Origin of the sequence: Wolbachia endosymbiont (group A) of Bibio marci, from assembly GCF_947251645.1 — a bacterium.
In the GTDB taxonomy this organism is placed as follows: Bacteria; Pseudomonadota; Alphaproteobacteria; order Rickettsiales; family Anaplasmataceae; genus Wolbachia.
Genome location: NZ_OX366364.1, coordinates 882,804 through 895,606, shown reverse-complemented (window position 1 = coordinate 895,606; position 12,803 = coordinate 882,804). Strand labels below are relative to the sequence as shown.

Annotated in this window: 12 protein-coding genes; 2 read left to right on the top strand and 10 right to left on the bottom strand. The window is 36.2% G+C overall.

The features are described from left to right. Nucleotides 1–238: 238 nt before the first annotated feature. The 7 genes from ubiH to OPR48_RS04660 all read right to left on the bottom strand — a co-directional run bounded on the left by ubiH (nucleotide 239) and on the right by OPR48_RS04660 (nucleotide 7,426). Nucleotides 239–1,387 (bottom strand): 2-octaprenyl-6-methoxyphenyl hydroxylase, encoded by a 1,149-nt coding sequence (gene ubiH, locus OPR48_RS04690; protein WP_265025624.1) that lies wholly within the window; start codon nucleotides 1,385–1,387, stop codon nucleotides 239–241. A gap of 124 nt (nucleotides 1,388–1,511) precedes the next feature. Beyond that, the gene (locus OPR48_RS04685; RefSeq protein ID WP_265025623.1) at nucleotides 1,512–1,712 is read right to left on the bottom strand and encodes a hypothetical protein; all 201 of its coding nucleotides are present in this window, start codon (nucleotides 1,710–1,712) and stop codon (nucleotides 1,512–1,514) included. Between the two features lie 59 nt (nucleotides 1,713–1,771). After that, nucleotides 1,772–2,776, bottom strand: coding sequence for an Mrp/NBP35 family ATP-binding protein (locus OPR48_RS04680; protein ID WP_265025622.1), 1,005 nt, complete (start codon nucleotides 2,774–2,776; stop codon nucleotides 1,772–1,774). Between the two features lie 7 nt (nucleotides 2,777–2,783). Then, nucleotides 2,784–3,644 (bottom strand): Rpn family recombination-promoting nuclease/putative transposase, encoded by an 861-nt coding sequence (locus OPR48_RS04675; protein ID WP_265025621.1) that lies wholly within the window; start codon nucleotides 3,642–3,644, stop codon nucleotides 2,784–2,786. Between the two features lie 62 nt (nucleotides 3,645–3,706). After that, complete coding sequence (typA, locus tag OPR48_RS04670) at nucleotides 3,707–5,536, bottom strand: translational GTPase TypA (protein ID WP_265025620.1); 1,830 nt, start codon at nucleotides 5,534–5,536, stop codon at nucleotides 3,707–3,709. Nucleotides 5,537–5,641: 105 nt separating this feature from the next. Next, on the bottom strand, nucleotides 5,642–6,238 hold the full coding sequence (pyrE, locus tag OPR48_RS04665) for an orotate phosphoribosyltransferase (protein WP_265025619.1): 597 nt from the start codon (nucleotides 6,236–6,238) through the stop codon (nucleotides 5,642–5,644). 3 nt (nucleotides 6,239–6,241) lie between these two features. Beyond that, nucleotides 6,242–7,426, bottom strand: a complete 1,185-nt coding sequence (locus OPR48_RS04660; RefSeq protein WP_265025618.1) for a dicarboxylate/amino acid:cation symporter — start codon at nucleotides 7,424–7,426, stop codon at nucleotides 6,242–6,244. 124 nt (nucleotides 7,427–7,550) lie between these two features. Between OPR48_RS04660 and OPR48_RS04655 the strand changes: the two genes are divergently transcribed. After that, a complete protein-coding gene (locus OPR48_RS04655) occupies nucleotides 7,551–7,808 on the top strand; it encodes a hypothetical protein (RefSeq protein WP_265025617.1) in 258 nt (85 codons plus the stop codon). 119 nt (nucleotides 7,809–7,927) lie between these two features. Here the strand turns inward: OPR48_RS04655 and OPR48_RS04650 are convergent, their stop codons facing one another. From OPR48_RS04650 to OPR48_RS04640, 3 genes are all read right to left on the bottom strand, one after another. Continuing rightward, nucleotides 7,928–9,253 carry a dihydroorotase gene (locus OPR48_RS04650; RefSeq protein ID WP_265025616.1) on the bottom strand — a complete coding sequence of 442 codons (1,326 nt, stop codon included), beginning with the start codon at nucleotides 9,251–9,253 and terminating at the stop codon, nucleotides 7,928–7,930. A gap of 122 nt (nucleotides 9,254–9,375) precedes the next feature. Further along, entirely contained in the window at nucleotides 9,376–10,635 is a 1,260-nt protein-coding gene (locus OPR48_RS04645) for a hypothetical protein (RefSeq protein ID WP_265025615.1), read from the bottom strand. 89 nt (nucleotides 10,636–10,724) lie between these two features. After that, a complete protein-coding gene (locus OPR48_RS04640) occupies nucleotides 10,725–10,913 on the bottom strand; it encodes a hypothetical protein (protein ID WP_265025614.1) in 189 nt (62 codons plus the stop codon). On the opposite strand from OPR48_RS04640, the gene OPR48_RS04635 reads away from it, so the two are divergent. Then, entirely contained in the window at nucleotides 10,834–12,780 is a 1,947-nt protein-coding gene (locus OPR48_RS04635; protein ID WP_458694380.1) for a heme lyase CcmF/NrfE family subunit, read from the top strand. The two genes, OPR48_RS04640 and OPR48_RS04635, sit on opposite strands and share 80 nt — an antisense overlap. Nucleotides 12,781–12,803 lie beyond the last annotated feature (23 nt).

Here is a 12,803-nt window from a genome sequence, read left to right as displayed (position 1 = left end):
GGATATATACCTATGGCTAAAGTAGTTTAGGCTTACCGACGATTCGATAAACGACAAATTCGTCATCCCGCTGCTTGTTAGCGGCCGAGATACCGCGGTGGTATGACGGTTCGCGGCGGGATGACGATAAGCCTCGTCATCCCGCTACGTGTTAGCGGCTAAAAGATACCGCGAATGAATCGCGGTATGACGGTTCGTGGCGGTATGACGTACTGACTTGCATTAGCTATAAAGTGGTTTATATAAATCCCATAGCATGCCGAATGAAGCTTTTTTTGAGAAAATTTGAATTTTCAACTGCAATCAAGCCAAGATTTCTTAGTGCTTTAGCGCAGAACATTCTGTTGGAGAACATCCTATTTAATCCATCAGTTGCAAGCGCCATTGTAAAATTATCAAAGTATCTGTTGCGTGAAATTTTCTTTAATAAATAACTACTGCCAACATCAATACCAGCCGCTTTTGCGGCAACTACGTGCTTTATAACACTTTCTACATCTCTAATTCCAAGATTAAGCCCTTGACCTGCAACAGGATGAATTGAATGTGCTGCATCGCCGATAAGCAAAACTCTACCCTTATATAACTTTTTTGCGAAAGCAAAACTTAAAGGATAAAGTTTTCTTTCACCCTCTAATTTTATCTCTCCTAAATAAGAACCAAATCTTTTTTTGAGCTCTATAATAAATTCTTCTTCAGACAGATCCATTAGCATTTTTGAAATTCCAGATTTTTCTGTCCAAACTATCGAAGAAGTATAGCCACCCTTCATCGGTAGAATTGCAAATGGACCGCCAGGAAAAAAACGCTCTACAGCTAAGTTTTGGTGATGCAGTTCATGCTTTACATTAAATACTATGCTACTTTGTTTATAATCAAATTTCACTGTCGGTATAGAAAATAACTCTGGTAATTTAGAGTTTTTGCCTTCAGCGCAGATAAGTAGCGATGATATTAATTCCTGGTTATTATCAAGAATAACTTCCACATATCCTGAATCACAAGCAATTGTTTTATAGGAATGTGGGGAGTATATGTTTAGTTTATTCAGAAAATTATTGTTGATTGCATTCCATATAGTAGCATTGTTGATAACATAACCCATTGGCTCTTCGCTAACCATTTTATGATTGTAATGCACAGTAACCGCATCTAATATGCATATATCAAGTATTGGCTCAGCTTCACTCTCCACAAACTGCCAAATCCCTAACTTTTCCAATATTTTTTTCGAACCTTGAGAAATAGCAAATGCTCGGTTGTCATCTACTACACGTGGTAGACTATTTTTTTCAATTACAGCTACAGACACAGAGTCACAACTAAGGCCAATGGCAGTAATAAGACCAAGTAACCCACCACCTGAAATGATTACATCGTAATTCATTTTATTTATCTAAAATTATATTCTATCTATTTTAAAAATAGTTTAAACAAACTTTATATATAAATTAAATTTTTTAGATCCCAGTGTTAGCTACTTGGATGACATCTAAAGACACTCCACCTTGTCATTCCAGCACGTAACGAACAACTGTACGAACATTTTGCGAAGGCAGTGTGTTAAATGCTATGGCCGGTTTTGCCTCAAACACAAAGGTGTCATCCCAGTGCTTGACACTGGGATCCATTCTTCTTTTTTTCTGGATTTCAGCGTCACGCGCTGGAATGACAAAAGCTGCTAATTTTTCATGTAAGTAATGGTTATGCAAGCAGTCTATTTTGTAACTAACAAAAGAGGGCTTTGATTCGCATGTTTCTCACGCTTATTCTATTGTTTAACTATACTTTGAGCAATGTCTTCATAAATCTCTGCTAAATCTTCACTTAACATTAAAGGATTTCCACAATCAGAAGCATGACATATTTGTGGATCCAGAGGAATCCTGCCTAGGAGTTTGATGCCCAGCTCCTCAGACATTTTTTTTGCGCCGTCTTTTCCAAATATGTATATTTCTGAGTCATTTTGAATGAAATAACTCATATTTTCCACAATTCCAATAACCGGTACGCTGAGCTTTTTAAGCATATCATAAATTTTGCGAGCATCGATTAAAGAGAGCTCCTGTGGAGTTGAAACTATTATCGCCCCGGTTAAGTTAAAATTTTCCATCAGACTTAAATGCACATCGCCAGTTCCAGGTGGTGTATCAACTATCAAATACTCTATATCGGACCATTTTGTTCCCATGAGCAGATTATAAAGTGCTTTTGTGATCATAGGTCCGCGCCATATTGCTGCACGATCCTTGTCAACAAAATAGCCGATTGAAATAGTATGCAGTCCATACTTTTCTATAGGTATTGCTTTTCCACCCTGTATTTCTGGCTTTAATTTTTCAGTGCCAAGCATTTGAGGAATTGAAGGACCATATATATCTGCATCAACCAGCGCAACTTTATGTTTCAACTTTGCTAATGAGAGAGCAAGATTTAGCGCAACTGTGGACTTGCCCACACCGCCTTTACCAGAGGCCACAACGATTATATTTTTCACTCCTTCGATATGTAATTTAGCTTTTTGTTGCCCAGTTTGTTTTTGACCAGTAGCAACCACGATCACTTTTGTCACCCCCGGTATAGCTTTAACAGCTTGCTCACAATTTCTTCTTAATTCTTCGTTTGCTTGCGTGTTACCGGCAACTTCAAGCACAAAACCAATGTCCCCGCCTTTAATAATGATTGAGGATATTATGCCAAGAGCGATCACATCTTTACCGCTTTTTTGCTCTATGACTTTTTTTAAGTTCTCTCTTACAATTTCTTCGTTGATCATTAGCCTTTTAGGTGATTTCTTCCTGAAGTCGTTTAATCTCAGCTTGAGGAAGGCCGGTTGTCTGAGAGATAATATCAATAGAGATGTCAGCCTTAAGTAGGTTTTTTGCTACTTCAATCTTTCCTTCAATCTTTCCCTCATCAAATTTTTGGTTAAGGCAGGATAAATTATCATCTTCACGTTTCTTATCTTGACCGTACGTAAACCGCTCTTCTTCACTCCAATTATATTGATTCAACTCATTATAAGCTCTACCAATAATTACATCACTTCCTACTATTTTTTTTAGATCCTCTTCACTAGTCTCACTTGCATGCTTAAAGAAATAACACCATTTTTCAACTATATTCTCTAATTGATCCTCTTTTGTTTTTGGAAATTTCGGTAGTTCTATGAAAGTAAAACTAAAGTCCTTCAGGTCATGTTCGTAAGTGACCTTATCAAAAGTAACGTGATCGGACTTGTAGGCTACTTTATCAGGAAATAGAATAAAATCAGTGATAGCAATAAAGACAACTCCTTTAAGGTCTTGATATCGGGCACCTACGTCAGCTTGGCTTGAATAAGCTTTAGCAGCATAATATTGAGCACGTTTCTCAAAACCACTAGTCCTAGCAACTTGCATCTCGCAAATAAATTGAACACCCGTAAAATCTCTACATAATACATCAACAATACTTTCCTTTTTGGCAGCAATTTCAGGGTTTTGAATGGGACTTAGAAATTTTACATCTTTTATTTCAGCCTCACCAGTGAGACCTAGAATATCATTGAGAAAATGAACAAGAATGTCTTTATTTTTCTCAGTACCAAATATTCTCTTGAACGCGAAATTGTTTTTTGGATCGAGAAATTTTGAAAAGGCCATAATTAAATACAATTAGGAGACGAATAATTATACACTATTTTTCGCAAATATTCAACCTCTGATTACTCCTTATTCTTTGCCCTTCCTGCGCGCTTACGTTCATTTGGATCAAGGAATTTCTTGCGTAAACGTATAGATTTTGGAGTTACTTCCACCAATTCATCATCGTCTATATACGCTATCATATCCTCCAGTGTCATCATCTTTGGAGGAGTGAGTTTTATGGCTTCATCACTACCTGAAGCTCTTACGTTTGTTAATTGCTTACCTTTTAGCACATTTATCTCCAAATCATTGTCACGGCTATGCTGGCCGACAATCATGCCACAATATACCTTATCCTGTGGCTTAATAAACATAATTCCCCTGTCTTGCAAATTGAAAATTGCATACGCCATAGCCTCACCCTTATCTGTAGAAATTAAAACTCCATTGCGCCTTCCAGAAATTGGACCTTTATGTGGAGCATAACTGTGAAATAAACGGTTAATTATGCCTGTGCCCCGAGAATCAGTTAAAAACTCTCCTTGATAACCAATTAATCCTCTTGATGGCACTAAAAACGTTAATCTTGTCCTGCCATTACCAGAAGGTCTCATGTCAGTCACTTCACCTTTACGGAAGCTGAGTTTTTCCATGATGATTCCACTATATTCATCATCTACATCAATTACTACTTCTTCTATAGGTTCAAGTTTTTTACCGCCTTCTTCTTTAAATAACACGCGAGGGCGTGATACCGAAAGCTCAAAACCCTCCCTTCTCATATTTTCAATTAACACTCCAAGCTGCAACTCACCGCGTCCACCTACTTCAAACGCTTCACCGCTTGGTGCCAAAGTCACAGTAATTGCAACATTTGTTTCTGCCTCCGCGTATAAGCGATCCTTTATAGCAGTTGAAGTAAGCTTTGTACCTTCTTGTCCAGCAAAAGGCGAATCATTAACGCTCAGAGTAATCGCCATTGTTGGCGGATCAACTGGAGTTGAGCTTACTGCAGTTGTCATTTCTGGCACAGAAATGGTATCTGAAACCGAAGCTTTTTCAAGCCCTGCAATTGCAATTATGTCTCCCGCTACAGCCTGCTCTACTGGAATGCGTTTCAAGCCAGAAAATGAGAGCAATTTAGTTAATCTTCCTCGTTCAATTACTTTGCCATCGAGGTCAAGCACCTTAAGATCTGAATTGACTTTTGCAACACCCTGATAAACCTTTCCTGTCAATATTCTGCCAAGAAACTTATCAGACTCAAGTAGAGTGACCAACATAGCAAAAGGTGCATTTTGATCATAAACAGAAGGTTTTATATAATCTATAACCGTTGAAAATAATGGGCTTAAATCTTTTCTTTCATCAGAAAGCTCCTTAGCACACCAGCCATTTCTACCTGAAGCATACAACACTGGAAAATCTAGCTGCTCGTTGGTTGCATCAAGGTTAAAAAATAACTCATATATTTCATTTAATACTTCGTCAATTCTGCTGTCTGGTCGGTCGACCTTATTGATTATCACAATTGGCTTCAAATTTGCTTTTAGTGCTTTTGACAACACAAACTTAGTTTGTGGCATGGGACCTTCTGCAGCATCAACCAGCAGCAACACACCATCTGCCATGCACAATACCCTTTCTACTTCTCCACCAAAGTCCGCGTGCCCTGGCGTATCAATAATATTGATCTTTTCATCGCCCCACATTATTGATGTACATTTTGCAAGTATTGTAATTCCGCGTTCACGCTCTTGGTCACCACTATCCATCACTCGTTCTTGAACTTCTTGATTCTCGCGGAACGTGCCACTTTGTTTTAACATGTTATCAAGTAAAGTGGTTTTACCGTGGTCAACGTGTGCGATTATTGCTATATTTCGGATCGATTTAAATTCGTTCATTTTCTATCATTTCAAAATTAATTTAGTAATAAGTATACATAAAATACACTTAGAGTAAATAACTAAAGCTGTGTATAAATGCTGTGTTTCCAAGATATTATAGGATTACTTTGTTAAATATTCTCTACTCCCAGGTTTTGTTATGGGTAGTTGTTTTAATTCACTTGGAAGTTCTTCCTCGCTGTAGTTTTTGATGTTCAGTTCAATCAAAGATATGACAGGAAAAGGCAGTTTCGTTTCACTATTTCTCTTTATCAAAGAAGCTTCAGCAACAACTTTACCTCCTTTCCCTTCTGCACATTCCACTGCTTCAAGTGAAGATTTGCCTGTGGTTATTACATCCTCGATAAGTAATATTTTCTCACCCTTTTTGATCTTAAATCCACGGCGTAATTCAAACTTGCCGTTAACGCGCTCGCAAAACATTGTCTTTATTCCAAGCTGCCTGCCAATCTCATAACCCACAATTATTCCACCAATTGCAGGAGATAATATTAAATCTATGGAGCTATTTAATTCTTTTTTTATTTTATCTGCTAATAATGCGCAAACTTTCATGGCTCTGCTTGGATTTTCAAAAATCTTCGCACACTGTATGTATGTGTCACTATGCAGTCCGGATGATAAAACAAAATGCCCATGCAAAATTGCTTCTGCTTTTTTAAATTCTTTTATTATTAGATTATTTTCGTCTAATATCATTTTTTAAGTTTCACTATTACATTCTTTATTAATTATCTGAGTGATACAAATATCAGACCACACGTTTATTGCAGTTTCAAACATATCGATGATTGTATAAATAGGCAAAATCAGTCCCATAATATGCAGAGGAACATTCATCGACATGAGATAACTGGTTGCCATAAAATAGCACCCCATCGGCACTCCAGCATTGCCAATTGCAGCCCCTGTAGCTAAAAAAATCCATATAAACATTTCGCTCAAGGAAAATACGTATCCGTTCATTTCTGCAACAAACATTACAGTGATTAGTATAAATGCAGCACATGCATTCATATTAATTGTTGTGCATATTGGTAAAATAAAAGACGACAATTTCTTTGGCACCTTTAGCTTATTTTGCACACAATCTATGGTTGTGGGCAGCGTTGCACTGGATGACTTAGAGAAAAATGCGAGCGTCAACGCTGGCATAACCCCCCTTAGCGTTTGAATTGGTGATATGCCTTTATACCACATAAGTAGCGGTAAAATCAGAAATGCCTGCACAAAATTTGCAGACATTATGCAAACAAAATACCATAAAAGACTGTAGAACTCGCTACCACCTTTTAATTCGTGCAAAAAACATGTAATAAAAGACCACACAGCAAGCGGAATAAATCTCAATAACCCTTGAGCAATTTTAAGTAACGTATCGAAAAGTGCAGAGAATATTTGATGTAATATGTCCTGCTTTTCTTTTGAAAGTGAAACAATAGCTCCACCCATCAAAAAAGCGATTAATATGCTACCAATCATATTATTTTCAAGAAAAACTTGCACAAAATTCGAAGGAATGAGTGATTTTAAATATGAAAAATAACTGTGGTTATTGCTGTTAATATTCCCTATCGTATTACTTATGAAATTTTTTCTTGCTGGATCTATTAGCAGGTAAAACGATAATGCAACAAACGCAGCTATAATAGTTGTAAGCAGCGTATAAAATAGTGTTTTCTTAACTAAGGTTTTAATTTCAATTGAGTCTTTGAGTCCTGAAATTGTGGAAACTATTGATAGAAAAACTAAAGGTAAACTTATTAATTTCAAAAAACTAACAAATATGTCACTAAACAGCTTTGCTATTTCAAATATAATCTCACTGTTTAAATAGTAAGCAACTATTGCAAGCAGTATAGAAAAGAGTATTGCAAACTTGTGCATTGAAAATAAAACTTCAAAGTAACATTATACAACAATTTTGCTGTTTTGGAATCAGGTTGATATAAAAAATCTTGCAATTTAGGCAAAATGTTAATACTTAACTTGTAACTGAATATGGGGGTAAGTGCACGAAGAAATGTTATCTAAATTTGGTGATGGCTACTGTGGAGCAATTTTGTTTTTTTTGAGCTTCTGGGCTGCTAGCGCTGGAATCAGAGTTGGTCTTAGTGCATCTACAAATGCTATTTCGCCTGATGCAATGGTGTCAGGAGCTTTAATGCTAGGGGGGTATAGTACCAGTTATAAGCTTCTCTACAACGAATTATGTAATAATGCCTATAGCTGCGAAAGTAAATCACTGCATCATAGAACCGATAGTTGAAAAAGTAAGAGGATGCATTTATTCGAAGACAGTGGAATTGACTGAGATTTCTTAATTTAAATTTAGGTGCACTTAGCCCATTTTGGTGATAACAAATTGGGATGGATAAGATATGATAACTAACTTTTCTGTGAGTATATAGTTTTGCCAGACACAACAGTGCGTACTACGTGTCCTTTTACTTTGCGCCCACCGAAAGGGGAATTCTTTGATTTACTAGCAAAGTTGTCAATTTTAATTTCCCATTCATGATTGAGGTCAACTAAAATTAAGTCCGCGGCAAGGTTTTTCTGTATACGACCACGTGGTACGTGTATTATGTCTGCAGGCTTATATGTCAATTTTGCAAGCACATCAAGTAGACCCATTTGCCCACTGTGATAGAGTTCAAGTGAAAGGGGCAGCATTGTCTCAAGACCAACAATACCAAATGCAGCATTTTCAAGTGGAAGATCTTTAGAATTACGATCATGCGGAGCGTGGTCGGTTGCAATGCAATCAATCACACCTGTCTTTAAACCTTCAATCATAGCTAAACGATCTTCTTCAGTGCGAAGTGGCGGGTTCATTTTTGCAATTGCTCCATGTTGTTTTACTATATCTTCAGTCAAAGTGAAGTGATGAGGGGTTACTTCGCACGTAACATTTAATCCCAAGTCTTTTGCACGTTCAATAGCATCAAGTGAATCTTTTGAAGAGACATGTAGAATATGGTAGTGCACATTCTCCATATCTTTCATGAGCAGTATATCGCGATTTACCATAACCGATTCTGATGCACTCAAGATTCCCTTTACTCCCAATTCTTCAGAAATTTTACCTTCGTTGATTGCACCACCTGCTGATAAATTTAAATCTTCTGCATGTTGAGCAATAGGAACACCCAGCATACTTGAATAAAGCAGCGCCTGTCTCATAATCATTGGGTTCATAACTGGCATGCCATCATCAGTGAACCCAACCGCACCTGCTTCCTTTAAAAGTGCCATTTCAGTCAATTTTTCTTCCGAAGTGGTGATTTTAGCGTAAAATTCAACGTTTACATGTGAAGTTTCAAGTGCTCTATATTTCAAATATTTAGCCAAAACAACGCTATCAATTGCTGGAACAGTGTTTGGCTGACAAACTACAGTTGTAACGCCTCCCGCAGCTGCAGATTTGCTGCCTGTATATATAGTTTCTTTATGTTCTTGGCCTGGTTCACGAAAATGTACGTGAATGTCAATAAGGCCTGGCATTAGAACAAGCCCTTTACAGTCTATTGTTTCGTCGACCCCACTTGTTGAAAATAATGATTCACCAAAGTCGACAATTTTATCTCCTTCAGTCAATAATGAACCTTTTATATCAAGTTTAGTTTCCGGATCGATAATACGAGCATTAGTATACGCAATTTTATAGCCTTCCTTTTGCCCTGTTTGCAACAAATTCCAAGTTTGAGTCATTACATTTGAGTATTGATTATAAAATAAATCTAAAGTTTTTTTAATAAAACACAACCAAATTAGAACACAGACTAAAGTTGCGAGAGCTGTCTTGAGTTAAAATTGTCCCAAAAATTTGGCTCTTATAACCTAGTTAGCTCAGTTTTAACGTTAATGTGTGAAGCTCTTAGCTCTGTTGGAGGATTTTCCAGATGAATATCTAATTTATTCCACACGTTCACCAGACAAATCAAAGCTGAGTCAAAATTATCACCAGCCTGCTTTGTGCTGTGTTCTTTATGTACACTATTCATTATTTCCTGGAACTCTTTTACCTCAGGTAAATCTCTCATTTTTTGCGACATACTTTTGAATAACTTGCTCACTGAGTTTAAGATTTTATAACTTTTTTCCTGATGTTCTGCGATTCTTCCTTGATATATATCAATCATTTTCTGGCATGATTTGCCCCTAAATGGATGTTCTTCTTTTTCCTTTATGCAAGAATTTTGGAAATTTTTACAGTTAAGGATTGCTTCTCTGTGTTTTTTTATGTCATTAATCGCGCTGACTATCGACTTATCTATTTTCTTCAAATTTTCTTCCCGTTCTTCTCTTTTAATTATACTTTTGGATTCATTTTTCATTTGGTTCATTTTGTCATACAGGTTTTTGCATTCTTTGTAAGATACCATTGGTTGTAATATTCCTTCTTCTACACCTTTATTGTAAAAATTCTTCAACTCATCACTTGATAGTATTGTTATAGCATCTTCCCTTTTACCTTGTGATTTAGGATACTTTTTATTCAATGAACTAACATGATTTAACAAGAAATCTTTAACTAGCCCTTCTTTTTTTACTTCGGATAATTTTTCTAGTGTTTCTATATATTTCAGAACTTCCGCAAAGAGCTGTCCACCAGAAGGAGCAAATCCTTGAAGTGGTTTACTCTGAGCTTTATAAAAATCGGTTTGTAAAAAATCTTCAGCTTGTTTTTTTATTACTGAAAGTTCACTAAAGGCTTTTTCTGGATTGATTTTCCTCAAAATACTAATAGCTTTTCTAATCGCTTTTTCTCTCTTTCTATTATCTTGCTTTTCATTTAATATCAGATGTTCAGTTTTGGTAAAAGCATTACCTTGATCACTTTTTGCAATGTTACAAACGATGTTTTTTACAACTTTTTCGGTTGCTGCATAATCTATTTCTTTTGCAAAGCAGTCAATAAATGATTGCCAAACTTTTTTATTAACAAGCTTACTTGTCTTATTTTCAAAATCTTCTATATCTTTGAATCCTAAAATAGTATAGAGATTTTTTTCGATTATTGGTTCGGCATGTTGTTTTGCCACTTTACCTTTTATATTAAATGGAAATTTACTAATCTTAGTTGTACCCACAATGTTACCTCAATATTAACGCTATCTATAAAAGTATAAAGATTTAATATTTAATTTTTAATTAATGCTGACATTGTTAGCGCAGCTAACTACGGGGGCATTATGCTAGCGTCAATTAACACTTTAACTTCTAACTTGTCATTAGTAATATTGTTTATATAAAAACTATAATTTTTTATGCCTGAATTTGGGAATATATTGCTATTGGTAGCCTGCTTATTGTCTTTGACATATTTGTTTTTACCGCTTAGTTCTTGTCGGTTTATTACCACTGCCATATTTTTTTGTGTATCAACATCAATGGCTATTTTGATTTACTGCCACATTACAAATGATTTCTCACTCGAAAACGTATATTACCACTCACACACAACAAAACCTCTGATCTATAAAATTTGTGGAGTTTGGGGAAATAAAGAAGGGTCCATGTTGCTTTGGACATTAGTGCTTACCTTTTACTTATTTCTGATGGGTATTTTTATTGATAACGGCAGTAAATTGAAGAAAGTATCCTTGATCACCCAAGGCTTGATTTGCTTTTGTTTTTTACTGTTCACTTTACTTGAATCCAGCCCCTTCACTAAAATGCCAAGCATTGAAACAGATGGATTGGGTTTTAATCCGATGTTGCAAGATATAGGTCTTGCTATTCACCCACCAATATTATATTTGGGGTACCTTGGATTTAGTGTTCCTTTCTCACTCTCTATAGCTGGATTAATTGCAAATACTGAAGGAAATGTTTGGGCTAAAATTGTTAGGCCCTGGGTACTTATTTCTTGGTCGCTACTTACTTTGGGTATAAGCTTAGGTAGCTGGTGGGCATATCGCGAACTTGGGTGGGGTGGATTTTGGTTTTGGGATCCAGTGGAAAACGTTTCTTTGATGCCGTGGCTGATTGCAGTAGCGCTGACACATTTGTTGCTCGTGGTGCGAAATTTCAATATTTTAAGGAATTTTGCTATTTTACTTACGCTTACAACTTTTATCTTGAGTGTGACTGGAACATTTCTAGTTCGCTCAGGAATACTTACCTCAGTGCACACGTTTGCAGATGACCCAAGGTATGGACTGTATATATTAGCTCTACTTGGTGTAATGACAGTCAGTAGCTTAGTAATATTTGTAGTGTTTACGAGAAAGAATCACACATCTGCGATGTCATTCCAATGCTTGACACTAGAATCCAGAAAGAAACTTGCTACTCAAGTGACAGAGGGTAGAAGATTCTTTTCACGCTTTACGATGATGCTGATGAACAATTTATTATTCATCACTGCCTTTTTCATCGTGTTCATTGGCACTTTATACCCTACAGTGCTTGAGTATTTAACTGGTGAATTAATTTCAGTTGGAGCACCATATTACAATTCCTTATTTAATCCTATTGCACTCACTATTCTAGTGCTCATCATGATAGGGCAATACTGTAGTTGGCAGGGAAATAGTCTATTGCCAATATTCCGTGAATACAGATTCTCATTCTGTAGTGCTGCAGCTATTTTGCCGTTTATCTTTCACATGGAGCTAATAATTGTGCTATCAATTACTATCTCCATAGCATTATTAGTCTTTATTTTAGAAGCATATAGTAAAAGAATTTGTTTATTTAAGGTAGCATTTGGTGAATCAATTTTATTAGCAAGAAGAGTTTCTAAATCCTACTATGCAATGATGCTTGCTCATGCTGGAGTGGCAATTCTAGTGCTTGGTATAGCTTATTCAGTTGGTTGGCAGGAGAAAAAAGAAGATTACCTAAAAATTGGAGATAGCATAACAGTCAATAAATTTAAAGTTACTTTACGAAATATTGAATTGATAAAAAAGGAAAATTTCCATGCAGTGAGAGGAACAATGGATATCAGGAATTTGTTGAATAACAAGATATTAGGTGAGATAACCCCTGAATGTAGATTTTACCTTGTGGAAGGTCAGAAAAATGTTGAAAGCAGTATCTACCACAATTTATTTTCTGATATTTATGTTGTAATTGGAGAGATTGATAAGAGTAAGAGCAAAATCGCAGCCAAAGTGCACTATAAACCTGGAATGTCTATAATCTGGTTTGGATCCTTCCTCATCGCTTTTGGCTCGCTCCTTGCCGCTTTTTCTTTTAGTGGACGAACGAGACTAATCACAGAATAAACTAGTGAATTTTTTAAAAAGTA